The organism is Flagellimonas crocea (assembly GCF_033441595.1).
In the GTDB taxonomy this organism is placed as follows: domain Bacteria; phylum Bacteroidota; class Bacteroidia; order Flavobacteriales; family Flavobacteriaceae; genus Flagellimonas; species Flagellimonas crocea.
Genome location: NZ_JAUZVX010000001.1, coordinates 107,517 through 123,486, shown reverse-complemented (window position 1 = coordinate 123,486; position 15,970 = coordinate 107,517). Strand labels below are relative to the sequence as shown.

Here is a 15,970-nt window from a genome sequence, read left to right as displayed (position 1 = left end):
GGTTTGTTTAGTTATTTCCATTGTACCATGTCAATATATCAAATTAGTTTTAAGATTTGTCTGCATTCAAGCAATAAAAAAAGGGAATTCACAGAATTCCCTTTCATTTCTTGGGTACATAACAAGGTTGAATCAGTTATTGTGACAAATACGTAATAACATTATTTTCTATACGCTTTTGGAGATTGGAAATATCACTTTTCACGAATTTCTCTCCCGTAATATTTTCATATAGTTCGATATACCGATTGGAAACCGATTCAATATATTCATCCGACATTTCGGGAACCGATTGCCCCTCCAGTCCTTGGAATCCATTGGAAATCAACCATTGTCTAACAAATTCTTTGGACAATTGTTTTTGAGCTTCTCCTTTATCTTGACGCTCTTGGTAACCCTCGGCATAAAAATAACGAGATGAATCCGGAGTGTGTATCTCATCAATCAACACAATTTCACCATCTTTGGTCTTACCGAATTCGTATTTGGTGTCCACCAGAATAAGCCCTCTTTTGGCCGCGATTTCGGTTCCTCTTTGAAAAAGAGCACGGGTATATTTTTCTAAGACTTCATAATCTTCTTTGGATACAATACCTCGTTTTAAAATATCTTCTTTGGAAATATCCTCGTCGTGGTCTCCCTTTTCCGCTTTGGTAGCCGGCGTGATGATGGGTTCCGGAAACTTATCGTTCTCTTTCATCCCTTCGGGCATTGGTACCCCACAAAGCAATCTTTTACCAGCTTTGTACTCACGAGCGGCGTGGCCGGACATGTAGCCCCTAATTACCATTTCCACTTTAAAAGGTTCACAAGCTTTTCCGATAGCTACATTGGGATCGGGAGTGGCCATGAGCCAATTGGGAACAATGTCCTCGGTATCCTTCATCATTTTGGTGGCTATTTGATTTAGAATCTGACCTTTGTACGGGATTCCCTTGGGCATCACCACATCAAATGCAGATAGGCGGTCTGTGGCCACCATCACCAAAATATCATTGTCCAACGTATAAACTTCCCTTACTTTACCTTTGTAAATAGATTTTTGCCCAGGAAAGTTAAAATCCGTGGACATCAGCGTATTCATCCCCATAATTTTTTAATATTGATTTTGGTGCTCTATATTTTTATAGGCATCAATCACCTTTTTCACCAATTTGTGTCGTATCACATCCTTATCATCCAGATAAATGATACTGATTCCCTCAACATCTTTCAAAATCAGCAGAGCTTCCTTTAGACCGGATATCACACGTCTCGGCAAATCGATTTGGCCAGGGTCTCCCGTTAAAAGGAACTTGGCATTTTTACCCATACGTGTGAGGAACATTTTCATTTGGGCGTGGGTGGTATTCTGCGCCTCGTCCAAGATTACAAAGGCGTTATCCAAAGTACGACCGCGCATAAAGGCCATTGGTGCAATCTGAATGGTACCGTCCTCGATATACTTTTCCAATTTTTCAGACGGAATCATATCACGAAGTGCATCATACAAAGGCTGCATATACGGATCTAGCTTCTCTTTAAGGTCGCCGGGAAGAAAACCTAGGTTCTCCCCTGCCTCCACAGCAGGACGTGTAAGAATAATACGCCTCACTTGTTTTTCTTTCAAAGCTTTTACGGCCAAGGCAACACCTGTATAGGTTTTACCGGTACCCGCAGGACCAATGGCAAAGACCATATCGTCCTTTTTACAGGCATCCACCAATCGTCTTTGATTGGCGGTCTGTGCCTTTATCAGCCTGCCACTTACCCCATGTACCAAAACATCACCACTGCTTTTGGAAGATGTATACTCCTCCTTACTGCTACTGGTGAGCACTCGCTCGATCATATTTTCATCAAGTTTGTTGTACTTAGCAAATTGGCTGGTAAGCTCGTCAAAGCGCTTGTCGAACTCTTCCAATAGTTCTTCATCACCAAATACCTTGATTTTGTTGCCCCGAGCTACAATTTTTAGCTTTGGAAAATACTTTTTAAGCAACTCGATATTTGAATTTTGTTGTCCAAAAAATTCCTGGGGGCTAATATCCGTAAGTTCAATTATTAGTTCGTTCAAAAATTGTGAGGTGTTACAGTTGTTTTTGAAGAATTTAATTCTTTCTTTTTTGACTAATTTTACAAACAAACTTAACTAAAAATCAATTTGAACGCGGAAAAACATATCAACAGTATTGTATGCCAATCATAACCCTAACTACCGATTTTGGATACAAGGACCACTTTGTGGGTGCTGTTAAAGGGGCAATACTGAGCAACCTCCCTGATATTAGCATTGTTGATATTTCGCACGCCATTAGTCCTTTCAACATTCAGGAATGTGCCTATATCCTTAGGAATGCCTATCGTTCGTTCCCTAAGGGAACGGTTCATATTGTTGGAGTGGATTCGGAAATTTCACCAGAGAACGAACACATCGTAGTTCAGGTCGACGGGCACTATTTTGTAAGCGCCAATAGTGGTGTGATTTCCTTGATAACTTCTGAGGTCCAGCCGGAAAAAGTAGTGGAAATCAATCTGCCCAATGCGGAAGCTGGCGCTTTTCCCGTGCTCCATATTTTTGTTCAGGTAGCCTGCCACATTGCGCGTGGCGGCAAATTGGAAGTTATAGGCAAGCCCTTGCAAAGTTTAAAGGAACTACGTGATTTTGAACCAAGGATTACCAACGAAGGCAAAACCATTTCGGGCAACGTGATCTACATAGACAATTACGGCAACGTAGTCACGAATATTCAAAAAAGCCTGTTCGAGGCCTATCGTAGCGGACGTGATTTTGAAATTATTGCAAGGACCACAAAAATCAGGCAGGTACACCTGAGCTATAACGGCATCATCAACTATAATTTGGAACGCAACCAACGCAAAGGTCCTGGGGACGCCTTGGCCTTGTTCAATTCCGCGGGTTATATTGAGCTAGCCATATATAAAAGTGACCTAAACTCCGTTGGAGGAGCCTCTTCCCTTCTTGGACTCAATTATAGGGACACGGTAACCATAAATTTCCTGTAAATGTTGATACGCATCGTAAAACTGACTTTTAAACCCGAAAATATTGCTAGTTTTGAGCGAATATTTGAAGAAAGTAAAAATGGCATTTTGGCTTTTGAAGGCTGCAACATGGTAGAATTGTATCAGGACATCGCTAATTCCAACATCTTTTTCACCTATAGTTTTTGGGACACGGAATCGCACCTGAACCAATACAGGAATTCCGATTTTTTCAAAGAGGTTTGGGGCAATACCAAAAAATTGTTTTCCGACAAGCCCGAAGCTTGGAGTGTTCATAAAGTTCAATCAACAAACCCATCTTAATGTTCGCAATTTTTAAGAGAGAGGTACGGTCCTTTTTTACATCGCCCATCGGTTATTTAATTGTGGGGTCGTTTTTACTGCTCAACGGGCTTTTTCTTTGGGTATTCAAAGGAGAATACAACATTTTCGATTATGGCTTTGCCGATTTGAGCAATTTCTTTTTACTGGCTCCTTGGATTTTCATCTTTTTGGTACCCGCCATCACCATGAAAAGCTTTTCCGAAGAACGAAAAATGGGAACGCTCGAATTGTTGCTGATCAAACCTATCTCCGTTTGGAAGTTGGTCCTCGGTAAATTTTGGGGCGCATTCCTTTTGTGCGTTATCGCAATAATTCCAACAATCGTATATGTTTTTGCCATCTCAGGATTGGGCATGGTGGAAGGCAATTACGACCTCGGTGTGGTATTGGGCTCTTACTTTGGATTATTGTTTTTAATGGCCTGTTATACGTCCATTGGAATATTTGCCTCTACCCTTTCCGATAATCAAATCATTGCATTTTTAGTGGGCATTTTGGTCTGTTTTCTGATTTTTAACGGGTTTGATGCTGCATCTTCGCTGTTTTCCGACGGAGAAACACAACAAACCATACAATCACTCGGAGCAAAGGCACATTTTGATAGCATTGCCAGAGGCGTCATAGACACTAGGGATTTGGTCTACTTTATCTCATTGACCCTATTTTTTCTCTACCTCACTTTTCAACGTTTAAAACAATTACCGCAATAATGGGAAGGTTTTTTGTATCCATAGTAAAAGTAATTGTATTGGTTGTGGTCATCAACCTATTGGCCAGTTTTGTGTACACTCGTTTCGACCTTACGGAAGATAAAAGATATACACTTTCGGAACCTGCCGTAGCGGTAGCACAAAAATTTGAGACACCTGTAATTGTGGACGTATTGTTGGACGGAAACATTCCAGCAGAGTTTGCCAAACTGAAAACGGAGACCATACAACTGTTGGAATCCTTCGGGTCTAAAAATAGCAACATCAAATACAATTTGGTGGACCCTTTGGAGGATAGCGAAAATCCGCAGGAAACCGTTGCCCAATTGCAGAGCTTGGGTCTGCAGCCCGCTAATGTTACCGTAGAGGAAAACGGAAAGGTATCCAATGAGCTGGTATTTCCATGGGCCATGGTCAATTACAACGACCAGACGGTAAAAGTTCCGCTGCTCAAGAATAAATTGGGTTCTTCAGCAGAAGATCGCATCAATAATTCGGTACAGCAATTGGAATACGCCTTTGCAGATGCCTTCACCAAATTGAGCATTGAAGAAAAAAAGAGCATTGCCGTTATCAAAGGAAATGGCGAACTGGATGATATTTATATCGCAGATTACCTCACTACCATTCGCGACTACTACAACATTGGCGCCATAACCTTGGATTCAGTGGCCAGCAATCCGCAAAATGTATTAAATCAGCTAAAAAACTTTGACCTCGCGCTTATCGCCAAACCTACCGAAGCATTTACCGATCAAGAAAAGTATGTGATGGACCAATATATGGTTCAAGGAGGCAAGTCCATTTGGATGATAGACCAGGTCAACATGGAAATGGACAGCATTTATGCAGGTGGCGGAGAGGCGATTGCCGTTCCCCGAGATTTGAACCTGAAAGATTTGTTCTTCAAATATGGGGTCCGCATCAATCCTGTTTTGGTCAATGACCTATATTTTACCCAAATAGTACTGGCCTCGGGTGAAGGGAACGATTCACAGTACAATCCGCTGCCTTGGTTTTATTACCCAATGGTTTTTTCCCAGAACAACCACCCCATCAACACCAATATTGAGGCGGTACGATTACAGTTTACCAGTCCCATGGACGTGTTGGAAAACGATTATGAGAAGACCGTCTTATTACAGAGTTCACCGCTTTCTAAAACGGACGGAATTCCGAGAGTCGTAAGTTTGGACATCATCAACCAACAACCTGATCAGGAAACTTACAACAATGGCAATCTTCCATTGGCCGTGTTGATTGAGGGCAATTTTATCTCAATGTACAAGAACAGGGTTAAACCGTTAAAGCTTCAAAATACCTTGGAGGAGGGACCTGAAAACAAAATGATCGTAATCTCGGATGGGGACGTCATCAAAAACCAATTGCGCAACGGCAGACCGCTGGAATTGGGGTACGATAAATGGACCAACAACCGCTATGGGAACAAAGAATTTTTGGTGAACAGCACAAATTACCTATTGGACAATAACGGGCTTATTAACATTCGTAACAAGAAAGTAGCCATTCCGTTATTGGATGTGAAAAAAATAGCAGCACAAAAAACCAAGTGGCAGCTTGTAAACATTGGACTGCCAGTAGTTTTGACCCTGCTGTTCGGACTCTTCTTTGGCTATTACAGAAAACGCAAGTTTACCGCTTAAGTGTTGATAAATTTGTTTCTCTGCTAAATCCATTTGGGATATATTTGTTTTTATTGATTTTACAGGCCGTAAAACGCGAATTAATTGCACAAAAAGCAACTATACTAAAGTATTTCGTTGATGAAATTTATCGTATCCAGTACATATTTATTGAAACAGCTTCAGGTTTTGGGAGGAGTTATCAACAATAGCAACACCTTGCCCATTCTTGACAATTTTTTGTTCGATCTTAAAGAAAGTAAGTTAGCGGTTTCCGCATCCGATTTGGAAACTACCATGAGTACGGTTTTGGAAGTGGATTCCGATTCCGAAGGAACCATAGCAGTTCCTGCTCGTTTGCTTTTGGATACCCTAAAAACATTCCCTGAACAACCGTTGACCTTTGTTGTTGAGGACAACAACACGGTAGAAATCAGTTCCAACCACGGTAAATATGCCTTGGCCTATGCAGATGGAGCGGAATTCCCGAAAGCGGTGGAAGTCTCCAACCCGAGCTCCACTACCCTATTGGGAGATATTTTGGCAACGGCTATCAACAAGACCATATTCGCTGCAGGAAATGACGACCTTCGCCCCGTAATGAGCGGTGTGTTCTTCCAGTTTTCTCCAGAGAATTTGACCTTTGTGGCCACCGATGCCCACAAATTGGTGAAATACCAACGACAAGATGTAACGGCTTCCCAAGTAGCGGAATTCATCATGCCGAAAAAGCCTTTGACGTTATTGAAAGGTATTTTGGCAGGTTCCGAATCCGAAGTGACCATCGAATACAACGATAGTAATGCCAAGTTCTATTTTGACAATACAGAACTAGTTTGCCGTTTGATAGATGGAAAATATCCGAACTACGAAGCGGTGATTCCAAAGGAAAACCCGAACAAATTGACAATTGCAAGAAATCAATTCCTTAGCTCGGTGAGAAGGGTTTCCATTTTCTCCAACAAGACCACGCATCAAATCCGTTTGAAGATTGCAGGAGCTGAACTCAATATTTCTGCAGAAGATGTGGATTACAGCAACAAAGCGGAAGAAAGATTGTCCTGTTCCTATCAAGGGGACGATATGCAGATTGGATTCAACTCTAGATTCCTTCTGGAAATGTTGAACAATTTGTCTTCGGATGAAGTCTCCTTGGAAATGAGCTTACCGAACAGAGCAGGCATCCTTACCCCAATCGATGGCTTGGATGAAGGCGAGCATGTGACCATGTTGGTGATGCCCGTAATGTTGAACAATTAAGTAAATTCCTACACTTAATCACTTGAAAATCATACTGTAAAGCTCCTTTTTGGCCATTAATCGAATAAACAAAGCGTTCACCGTTCAAAGCAGATAAGGCTGTCAAATTTGTATAATTTTAACAAATTAAAGATGTAAACCTTAAACTATTGAACATGAAAAAATTAACACTAGCTTTTATTGCGATTTTCGCATTTACCTTTTTTGCCTGTGAAGTTGAACCAGCAGGTGAAAATATTGAAGGTATTGCGGGAAAGGGTAAAATTAAAGAACAAAAGGAGAAGAATGATACCGGAGAATGCGTTGTTGACCTATTTCCTGAATTACCTTCCATGATCAGCGCATGTACTACGGCCAAAGGAGAAGGTACAGCCTACGGGGCATATTTTGATTTGACCATAAATGACACAGAACTTGCCGGGGAATATGCTGCTTGGTGTGTGGATGTAGATCTATCCTTAGGTCCAAATGAATGCTTTGATTACAATGTTTATTCAAGTTATTCGGAATTGCCCGTTGGAGCATTTGAAAATCCGCAGAATTTTGATTTGATCAACTGGATAGTTAACCAGAACTTCACAAGTCTAGGATATACATTTGGTGATGTACAATGGGCTATTTGGGAACTACTTGATGACCAAAACTGCATAGCCTGTAGTTTTTTGGGCAGCGATTGGAGCCGAGAAAAGGGTCAAGAAATTGTTGATGCCGCACTGGCCAACGGAGAAGGATTTGAACCAAGCTCAGGACAGGTGATGGCCATTGTTCTTCTTCCTACTGGAAGAACACAAAGTATAATCGTCACAATTCCTGTTGGTTGCGAACCAGAGCCATCCTGTGAGACCGCTTTTGCAAGAGGAAACGATGGCAATACCTGCTTTATTGGTGAAGGATTCAGCCGTTGGGGCTGGAGCATTGGTCCGTTGGCCAATGGAAGTGAGGAATCCTACGAAATTTATGCAGGTGCTGGCCAATGTGATATCAGCAAAGGAGAACTTGTTGGAACAGTAGATGTAAGCTATGTTGATGGCGAAGTCAGTGTTACCTATAATATCGACGACGCTTATGAAGTATCGGAAACCCACACCTACGCCGGTAGCACTATGTTCCCAATGATCGATGGTGAAGCAACAGTGGCACCTGGACAATATTATATTGAAGAAGGTCTGGATGGGGAGATTTATGTTATAGCCCATGCGGTAGTTTGCAAGGACTAATTGAAAGTACCTTCCAAAAAAGAAAAAGCTAGAGCAAAAACTCTAGCTTTTTTTATATTCACTGGCAATCTTTTTTCGTTTACCAGAAGAAAGCAAGGGAATCTCTTTCACATACTCAAAATTGATTTGTGCATCCTCACCTAAATATGTTCTAAAAAATTCTATAATCTTGTTTTCTTGAAGGTTTTTTGGGGCTCCATTTATTCTAAACTTGTATGATTTCTCCTCGGTTTGAACAAATTGAAATTGCTCCATTTGTCCATAATCCAAAACGCGGTAAAAAATATGCGGGGAAACTATTTTCCCAGCAGTATCATAAATAGTATCCATTCGCCTACCAAAAATCGAGGAAAAAAAAGGTCGGCCCAATTCAGTTTGCTCATAAAGCACCATATCCCCTGTATCATATCTTATCAATGGCATGGCAAAATTGAACAGGTCGGTCACTACCAGTCGACCAACTTCCCCTGGACCCACATGCTCGTCGGAGCCTATTTTCAGTACTTCAAAACGATAACTTGCAACATTCAATACAAAACGATTGGGATCAAGTTTTGTTTTTTGGGCAAATATTCCGTTCTCTTGGTTGGAGTAGCGCTCGTAAACGGGAGCACCAAAAAATTCTTCCATCTGCTTCCGCTCATTTTCCTTGAGACTTTCAGCAAAGGAAATAATCGTGTTCACACCTTTTATTTCCGGCTTATTTTCGGACGAATTGAGATAACAGCATAACTCCTCGAAAAAAGATGGATATCCCATTATATTCTTAGAAAACCTGCATTTTTCTAATTTGTACAACAACTTTTCCATATCCGAATCGGAAGAATCCATAACGTTATGCGCATATATGTTTTGAATCCATGAAGTCAGCTCTCCCTTTCTATTTTTGTCATCCCAGAGTTTCAGAAAAAAAAGTCTATCGCCAAAAACACCACCGGCCAATTCCAAAAAAACAATAACATCGGCAGTATTCCGGTTTCTTTTTTCTTTATCCTGAAAAATTCGAAAAGGGATTCCGGTAGATCCACTACTGAATACTTGCACTAGTTCCGATTCTTTGAATAGATTGGATTTGAAATCATCGTAACGCTCTAACACCAATGATTTATCAATAATTGGAAAATCCTGGAGTGATTCGTATCCTCTAAAATTCTGGTAAAAAGGTGTGGTCGCAATGGCATGCTCCAATATATTGCTTAAGTCCCGCTCCATGTTTTTAACGGAACCATCACTCAAAGGATCTTTTAGTATGTCCTTTATTTCGGAGTAATGTTTTTTGATTTTGGCCCCTTTGATACCATCCAAGTACCAAAATAATTGTCTTCTTAAAGCATTGAGCAATGCCATAAATGTGTTTTCATTTAACCTGATAAATATGGTCAAACAATTAAATAATTAATACCAAACTGTTATTGTTGTGATAATAACGAAAAAAAAGATGATTTTATATGTAAAGATTTTTCCAATTTAAATAAAACCTTGAAAAATCACCTTTATAAAAGTATCAAAACTGGATAACCAATTCAATATTAAAGATTTAATATATAGAATTGCACAAGATTGTGGGAAAAATGGATTGGATAAAAACCTAGCTTATAAACCTAATCGTCATAAAATATGAAGGTGACTCACCATTCGACGCCTTCACTGCATTAACGATAGGCAGGATAAAACCTAGAATACCGGTAGCGATCAACCCTAAAATTCCCAAGCCCAAAAGTAAAATAGCTGGAATACTTATAATGATATAAAGTATAAGGCTAATCTGAAAATTGATAATGGCCTTCCCATGTTCGTTCATGCCCTCGACCTTATCTTTTGATGACAACCAAATAATCAAGGGAACAATAAGGCTTCCAAAACCCGTCACATACGATAAAAGTTGTGTAAGGTGGGTAACAGCCAACAATGTGTTGTCCGTTCTAGCTGCTTTTTGATTAATAACTTCCATTTTTGATTGATTTTGATGATTCACAATATTAGTAGTCAAAAACGTAAAAATGTTACAGACAGCTATGAATTCGTACTTTTGTGCCCATGTCGCATACAGATAACATCGTAGCCTTGGCCACTCCCTCGGGAACCGGGGCCATTGCAGTAATTCGGGTTTCTGGGCCGGAAGCAATTATCCTAGTGGACAAACTTTTTAATTCCATAAAGGGAAAAAAGTTGGCCGAGCAAAAAAGTCATACCATTCATTTAGGAAATATTGTTGATGGTGATAAAATATTGGATGAGGCCTTGGTCTCCATTTTTAAAGGGCCACATTCCTATACAGGCGAAAATGTTGTCGAGATTTCCTGCCACGGATCCCCCTTTATTCAGCAACAGATCATTCAGCTATTGCTGAGAAATGGATGTCGTTCCGCCTCGGCCGGGGAGTTTACCTTAAGGGCGTTCCTGAACGGTAAGATGGATTTAAGCCAGGCCGAAGCTGTGGCCGACCTTATTGCCAGCGACAGTGAAGCTGCCCACGATATTGCCATGCAGCAAATGCGTGGCGGATTCAGCAACGAAATTCAGGAATTGCGACAAGAGTTGTTGAATTTTGCATCATTGATTGAACTGGAACTTGACTTCTCCCAAGAAGATGTGGAGTTTGCCGATAGAACCCAGTTCAACGAATTATTGAATCGCATAAGTACGGTGCTTAAAAAATTGATTGATTCCTTTGCCCTTGGCAACGTCATCAAAAACGGAATACCCGTGGCCATTGTGGGACAGCCTAACGTAGGAAAATCGACCTTGCTTAATGTGCTGCTCAACGAAGAACGTGCCATTGTTAGCGAGATTGCAGGTACCACTCGAGATACAGTCGAAGACCATATCAGCATCAAAGGCATCAATTTTAGGTTTATCGATACCGCAGGAATCCGCGAAACCGTGGACGTTGTTGAAAAAATTGGGATTGAACGCACCTTCGACAAGATAGAAAAAGCCCGTCTCATTATTTACCTATTTGATGGGATGGAATTCGACAAAGCTGAACTAGAGCTCATTCAAAAAAAGTACCCTAACAAGCAGTTGTTGCCCATTTGTAACAAAATGGATTTGCTGAGCCCTGAGCAAAAAGAAAAAATAACATCTGAAATACCCAATGTGCTATTCCTTTCGGCAAAATTCAAAGAGGGGATTCCCGAACTTGAAAGCACGCTTCTTTCTTTGGTGGATTCAGGAGCATTGAGCGGCGACACCACCATCATTACAAATAGTCGACACTACGATGCGCTATTGAAAGCTTTGGAAGAAATCCAAAAAGTAAAAGAAGGTTTGGACATGGAGCTTTCCAGTGATTTGATGGCCATCGATATTCGACAGGCACTCTATCATTTAGGGGAAATTACGGGAAGCGTTACCACGGATGACCTTTTGGGCAACATTTTTTCCAATTTCTGTATCGGCAAATAACAGGGGGTTATTATTTAAGTTCGAACCAATAACTAAGTCCAAGGGACCAATAGAAAACATTTTTCAAATTCTCTTCAAAAACATCCGTATCCGTTGTAAGGGTCGCACTTGTTTGTGGAAATGCCCATGTGGGCGTAAAGGATACTATAAATTGGTCAAACTGATACTGGACCGGAATACTGAGCTCTGCATTTAGAATATTGAATTCAGATGCCTCTGAAATCTGAACGGAGCTTACTTGCAAAACCGGGTCCGAAATACCTCCCTGGCCACTACCCTGTCCGCTGTTTGCACTTTTTCTGTTTCCCAATCGGCTAGTGGTATAATATTCTTCATAAAAATATTGGGAACCGGCAAAAGCTGATATTCTAGGGGAAATCAATAAGCGTCGGTCCATAAAATAAAAAGTCCTGTCCAGAATTGTACCAATAAAAATGTCCGGTGAGCTGTTCTTGTTAAAATAAGAGCTCACATAAAGAGAAAGTTCGGCCCCTTTAAAATCATAACTGAGTAGGCCAGTAATATCGGCTACGACCTCAGATTGCACATTATAACTGGCATTGTTATAAAAATATGCGGTACCGGAAATACCGCCGCTCCAATTCTTAACATCAAAAAGGTAGCCTCCTGTAAAATAAAAAAGATCTACCCGCCATTCTTCCGAGCCTGTAAGGTAAGAAACCGTCGCATCTGCAAAGAGACCCGACTTATCATAATACCCAATGGAGGGCAAAATGTAAGGCGCTGCAATGGAATCCTTCCGTCCCATAAAAACAGCATCGTTAGTATAGCTGAGGTCCAATAACATGTATGACTCCTCCCTATCCGATTTATCCTTATCCGCCTTTTGGGAAAACGTAGTCTGGAACATTGTAACAAATAGCCCTAGAAGCAAAAGAAAACGTTTCATGGCCAATCATATTTAGATGAGAAAAAGAGCTTGGCACAACCTCTTGGCCAAGCCCTATTACGATTCCAACTCCATCACATGACCTGACCTCCTTTTCTCTTAAGAGCGGCCTTATTGATAGCTTTTTTTGATTTCATGTTCTTCATGGACTTCATGTTCTTGTTGACCATCATTTTTCGGTGGTTGTACATGTTGGTGAATTTTTCACCGGCCAAATTCAAGCATTCCCCATCTTGAAGTCTCATTTGTCTGCGATTCTGGGCCATATAAGAGCCATCTGGATTAATTGTCATTCCGTTAGCCAGCTCCAGACGTTCCTGTAATCTATTTTGAAATTGAGTTCTTATTTGATATACCTCCCCATCAATCAGCATTAATTGAAACCTATTTTGATTACGCTCCTGAATCTGGCCATTGGTAAGCCCTTTGTCCGATTGCATGGTTTTATAGCGATATTGGTACTCATTGCGGTACTTTATTCCGTCGTTGTCCAAACATTCGCCATCCTTAAGCCTGAGCCTGTCCCTGTCACGTGTAAAATAAGTTCCATTGGGGTTTACCACCGTTCCATCATTCAGTGTAATTGGGTCTTGCAGTCTAACTTGGTCTCGATCACGAATTTGAATTACATCGCCATCGACCAACATTAGTCGGTCCCGGTCTTGGTCGGGATCTTGGATCCTGTCCCTATCCCTGTCCTGTGCCATAAGTGTCACTGTTCCCAGAACTATGAACACCAGCATTAAAAAATTTTTCATGGTACTCGTATTAAAAAATTACGGGGCCAAGGTAGGTGCGGGCTAGTTCAAATTCTATGATTTTAATCACAAAACACTGATAAACAGTGTTTTATAATCATTCTACGGTAACTTTGGTTACATAGTACGATTACTTTTTTCTTTATTGCTGATTTACAAATCGATAGAGATCATCCGAAGCTTGGAGAACCTTTCCCTTTAGAGAGGGTTCAAGGTCTGGGTGCTGCTTCAGATAATTTTCAACAATGTTCAAGGCTTGCTTGGACTGATATTGCCCTACCGTTGCAGAAAGCCATCTTTTGGGAAAGAAAATATCCCCAGTCTTTTGTATCTCCTCAAGCAAATCCAAGGCCAATGGCAAATGTTTAGTTGCGGAAGCCTGACGGAGCGGATGATGGATGTAGCCACACGCATCGATTACCCACGATTCCTTTTCACGATTAGCTGGATTTTGGAAGGATTCAAAAAAATCATCCCGCACCGATGCATCGGATGACAGGGTAGGCAATAGGAACTCGAATCGTTTTATTTTATCAGGATTGTCCAATTGGGCTTTTGCAGTGTCCAGTATTTCCGCAGCCAGTTCATGGTCGTACACGGCAAGTAACATGGCCATATCGGTATAGTCATCTTGATTTAATCGTAGGTCCTGAATATTGATGCTTTTGTTCCAAATTTGGTACAACTTCTCCATGGCGTTCTCGCCATAGGCCACTTTCTTCCACAGACCAAAAATGTTCTTTTTGATATTGGGAGCATGATTTTCACTGATCAATTCATCCCACAACAATTTTTCGATGGCAGGCTGCAGCTCCGCTCTCGCTTCCGTGGAAAGATAACCCCAATAAACACTCCCTATTTGACCACAAACCAATCCATTGACCAGTTCAATTTGTTCCTGGGGCAGTGCTTTCAAAAATAGCTCAAGGCCTTTCTCGGCAGACAATTTCCCTGCAACAATATTCTCATAAGTATTCAAGTAGGCATATCCTCGGGAGACCTCATCGCTTAAATTCGGAATAATGTTCAAATCAGAGGGCTGTAATGGGAAAACTCCATATCCAAAAGCATCCGAATTGTATATTATCGCCTGCGGCTTTGGCAATCCTATTGCCAAATCTATATTCGTCTCTTTTTCGGAAACGGTTACCGGAATAATCCGCTGGTTATTGGGATACACCAAGGTCATTTCAAAGGATTGGGGCCAGATTTTATCACTTCCATCTTCAGCGTGCTGTGAAATGGTAAAACTTGAGATTTTTCCCTCGTTATAGGTGATTTCTTCCTGAAATATGGGGCGACTGGATTGGTTTACCCACACTTCGCTCCACTCTTTAAGGTTTTGCGGGGTGCGCTCGTCCAAAATGGTGATCAGGTCGTTCCAAGTGGCATTTCCGTAAGCATAGTTCGCAATATATTCCCGTATTCCATCCCGAAATGCATTCTCTCCCATGGCAGCTTCCAACTGGCGCATCATTATCGGTGCCTTGTTATAAATAATTCCACCATAAAGACTACCTGCATTTTTTAGATTATCCAAACTTTGACGGATTGGATTGGTCCCCTTGGTCCTGTCTTCGCCATATGCCCCTTGATAGTGGGACACCATAAATTGTAATCTATGGTTGATATCCGGAAAGGAAGGGTTTATGATCTTATCGGCCATAAAATTGGCAAATACTTCCTTCATCCATACATCATTGAACCATTCCATGGTCACCAAATCACCAAACCACATGTGGGATGTTTCATGGGCGATCAGTTTGGCACTGCCCATACGGCGCCGTTCTGTTGCGCTTTCATCTAAAAAAACGGATGATTGCCTGTACTGGATGGCCCCCACATGCTCCATTCCCCCATATTGAAAACCGGGGATTGCTGCAAAATCCAACTTTTGGAAAGGAAATTCGTATTGGGTATAGCCTTTTAGGAATTCTACGGACTTGCTATGCAGATCAAAAATAGTGGGCACGCTGTATGCTATCTTGGTAGAATCTGTCTCCCGATATAGGAGCGTCATATCAAACAAGCCTGGGTTCTTGGTCACCGATTCAAATTTTCCGGCCACCATGGAAAACAGATAGGTACTCATGGGGTCACTTTTGTCAAAACTATAGCGGACCTTATCACCCATTTTTTTGCTTTCCTTGAGCGGTGCCCCACCTAATACCTGCCACCCTTCCGGAGCCGTAACTTCCAAAATATAACTTGCTTTGATATTGGGTTGGTCAAAACATGGAAACAAAGTACTGGCCCGATCTGGGACCAACAATGTGTATAAAAAGTCTTCGTTGCGATTTAAGGACAATTCACCGGCATTAAAAGAAATCTCAATGCTATTTGCACCCTTTTGAAGATTATCCTTGAGGATCGCATGTTCCATTTGATGGTCAATTTCATGTGGTTGACCGTTGACCTTGATGCCTTTAAGCAAGGATGCGTCGGCATTAAAATCAAGATAGAGCGGTCGTGATAGGTCCGTAATCTGTAAATTCAGCTTTAAATTTGCTGGTATGGGGTCTTCTTTATGGGAAGGAATATCGAAGGACAGGGCATATACCACATCAGAAACCTGCTTTTTCCTGTAGGTGGCCATTTTAAGGGGTATACCTTCTTCCAATAAGTCGTTGTTCGTATTTTTTCCGCACGAAGCAAAGAACATCAAAATGGACATTGAGCATATTAAGCCATTTTTCATAAGCTTTGGGTTGGTTTTGAAAGTCAAAAGGTACCA

Annotated in this window: 14 protein-coding genes; 7 read left to right on the top strand and 7 right to left on the bottom strand. The window is 41.2% G+C overall.

The window, feature by feature from the left end; all coding sequences use genetic code 11:
* Positions 1–136: 136 nt before the first annotated feature.
* Positions 137–1,090, bottom strand: coding sequence for a phosphoribosylaminoimidazolesuccinocarboxamide synthase (locus SD449_RS00480; RefSeq protein ID WP_404828008.1), 954 nt, complete (start codon positions 1,088–1,090; stop codon positions 137–139).
* A gap of 6 nt (positions 1,091–1,096) precedes the next feature.
* Complete coding sequence (locus tag SD449_RS00475; protein ID WP_207032489.1) at positions 1,097–2,056, bottom strand: PhoH family protein; 960 nt, start codon at positions 2,054–2,056, stop codon at positions 1,097–1,099.
* A gap of 119 nt (positions 2,057–2,175) precedes the next feature.
* Here SD449_RS00475 and SD449_RS00470 point away from each other — a divergent pair, with 119 nt between their 5' ends.
* From SD449_RS00470 to SD449_RS00445, 6 genes are all read left to right on the top strand, one after another.
* A complete protein-coding gene (locus tag SD449_RS00470) occupies positions 2,176–3,006 on the top strand; it encodes an SAM hydrolase/SAM-dependent halogenase family protein (RefSeq protein WP_318308144.1) in 831 nt (276 codons plus the stop codon).
* Positions 3,007–3,309, top strand: a complete 303-nt coding sequence (locus tag SD449_RS00465; protein ID WP_207032491.1) for a putative quinol monooxygenase — start codon at positions 3,007–3,009, stop codon at positions 3,307–3,309.
* Entirely contained in the window at positions 3,309–4,040 is a 732-nt protein-coding gene (gene gldF / locus SD449_RS00460) for a gliding motility-associated ABC transporter permease subunit GldF (RefSeq protein ID WP_318308143.1), read from the top strand. The genes SD449_RS00465 and gldF overlap by 1 nt, the downstream gene beginning before the upstream one ends.
* Positions 4,040–5,704 (top strand): gliding motility-associated ABC transporter substrate-binding protein GldG, encoded by a 1,665-nt coding sequence (gldG, locus tag SD449_RS00455; RefSeq protein ID WP_318308141.1) that lies wholly within the window; start codon positions 4,040–4,042, stop codon positions 5,702–5,704. Before gldF ends, gldG begins: the two co-directional genes overlap by 1 nt.
* A gap of 120 nt (positions 5,705–5,824) precedes the next feature.
* Positions 5,825–6,943, top strand: coding sequence for a DNA polymerase III subunit beta (gene dnaN / locus SD449_RS00450; protein WP_318308140.1), 1,119 nt, complete (start codon positions 5,825–5,827; stop codon positions 6,941–6,943).
* 155 nt (positions 6,944–7,098) lie between these two features.
* Complete coding sequence (locus SD449_RS00445) at positions 7,099–8,160, top strand: hypothetical protein (protein ID WP_318308139.1); 1,062 nt, start codon at positions 7,099–7,101, stop codon at positions 8,158–8,160.
* 42 nt (positions 8,161–8,202) lie between these two features.
* Here SD449_RS00445 and SD449_RS00440 read toward each other — a convergent pair whose 3' ends face one another.
* Positions 8,203–9,507 carry a phenylacetate--CoA ligase family protein gene (locus tag SD449_RS00440; RefSeq protein WP_318308138.1) on the bottom strand — a complete coding sequence of 435 codons (1,305 nt, stop codon included), beginning with the start codon at positions 9,505–9,507 and terminating at the stop codon, positions 8,203–8,205.
* A gap of 241 nt (positions 9,508–9,748) precedes the next feature.
* Positions 9,749–10,111: a DUF4870 domain-containing protein gene (locus SD449_RS00435; protein ID WP_318308137.1), complete on the bottom strand. Its 363-nt coding sequence runs from the start codon at positions 10,109–10,111 to the stop codon at positions 9,749–9,751.
* Positions 10,112–10,197: 86 nt separating this feature from the next.
* Between SD449_RS00435 and mnmE the strand changes: the two genes are divergently transcribed.
* Positions 10,198–11,568 carry a tRNA uridine-5-carboxymethylaminomethyl(34) synthesis GTPase MnmE gene (mnmE, locus tag SD449_RS00430; protein ID WP_318308136.1) on the top strand — a complete coding sequence of 457 codons (1,371 nt, stop codon included), beginning with the start codon at positions 10,198–10,200 and terminating at the stop codon, positions 11,566–11,568.
* Between the two features lie 10 nt (positions 11,569–11,578).
* Here mnmE and SD449_RS00425 read toward each other — a convergent pair whose 3' ends face one another.
* The 3 genes from SD449_RS00425 to SD449_RS00415 all read right to left on the bottom strand — a co-directional run bounded on the left by SD449_RS00425 (position 11,579) and on the right by SD449_RS00415 (position 15,934).
* Positions 11,579–12,478: a hypothetical protein gene (locus SD449_RS00425; protein ID WP_318308134.1), complete on the bottom strand. Its 900-nt coding sequence runs from the start codon at positions 12,476–12,478 to the stop codon at positions 11,579–11,581.
* 74 nt (positions 12,479–12,552) lie between these two features.
* Positions 12,553–13,236 (bottom strand): DUF6799 domain-containing protein, encoded by a 684-nt coding sequence (locus SD449_RS00420; protein WP_318308133.1) that lies wholly within the window; start codon positions 13,234–13,236, stop codon positions 12,553–12,555.
* Between the two features lie 142 nt (positions 13,237–13,378).
* Positions 13,379–15,934, bottom strand: coding sequence for a M1 family metallopeptidase (locus tag SD449_RS00415; RefSeq protein ID WP_318308131.1), 2,556 nt, complete (start codon positions 15,932–15,934; stop codon positions 13,379–13,381).
* Positions 15,935–15,970 lie beyond the last annotated feature (36 nt).

What these genes read in the sequence shown, in the direction of transcription:
- SD449_RS00415 (WP_318308131.1), bottom strand. Translation starts at nt 15,934, where the DNA reads ATGAAAAATGGCTTAATATGCTCAATGTCCATTTTGATGTTCTTTGCT.
- SD449_RS00440 (WP_318308138.1), bottom strand. Translation starts at nt 9,507, where the DNA reads ATGGCATTGCTCAATGCTTTAAGAAGACAATTATTTTGGTACTTGGAT.
- SD449_RS00435 (WP_318308137.1), bottom strand. Translation starts at nt 10,111, where the DNA reads ATGGAAGTTATTAATCAAAAAGCAGCTAGAACGGACAACACATTGTTG.
- SD449_RS00470 (WP_318308144.1), top strand. Translation starts at nt 2,176, where the DNA reads ATGCCAATCATAACCCTAACTACCGATTTTGGATACAAGGACCACTTT.
- gldF (WP_318308143.1), top strand. Translation starts at nt 3,309, where the DNA reads ATGTTCGCAATTTTTAAGAGAGAGGTACGGTCCTTTTTTACATCGCCC.
- SD449_RS00425 (WP_318308134.1), bottom strand. Translation starts at nt 12,478, where the DNA reads ATGAAACGTTTTCTTTTGCTTCTAGGGCTATTTGTTACAATGTTCCAG.
- mnmE (WP_318308136.1), top strand. Translation starts at nt 10,198, where the DNA reads ATGTCGCATACAGATAACATCGTAGCCTTGGCCACTCCCTCGGGAACC.
- SD449_RS00480 (WP_404828008.1), bottom strand. Translation starts at nt 1,090, where the DNA reads ATGGGGATGAATACGCTGATGTCCACGGATTTTAACTTTCCTGGGCAA.
- SD449_RS00445 (WP_318308139.1), top strand. Translation starts at nt 7,099, where the DNA reads ATGAAAAAATTAACACTAGCTTTTATTGCGATTTTCGCATTTACCTTT.
- SD449_RS00420 (WP_318308133.1), bottom strand. Translation starts at nt 13,236, where the DNA reads ATGAAAAATTTTTTAATGCTGGTGTTCATAGTTCTGGGAACAGTGACA.
- gldG (WP_318308141.1), top strand. Translation starts at nt 4,040, where the DNA reads ATGGGAAGGTTTTTTGTATCCATAGTAAAAGTAATTGTATTGGTTGTG.
- dnaN (WP_318308140.1), top strand. Translation starts at nt 5,825, where the DNA reads ATGAAATTTATCGTATCCAGTACATATTTATTGAAACAGCTTCAGGTT.
- SD449_RS00465 (WP_207032491.1), top strand. Translation starts at nt 3,007, where the DNA reads ATGTTGATACGCATCGTAAAACTGACTTTTAAACCCGAAAATATTGCT.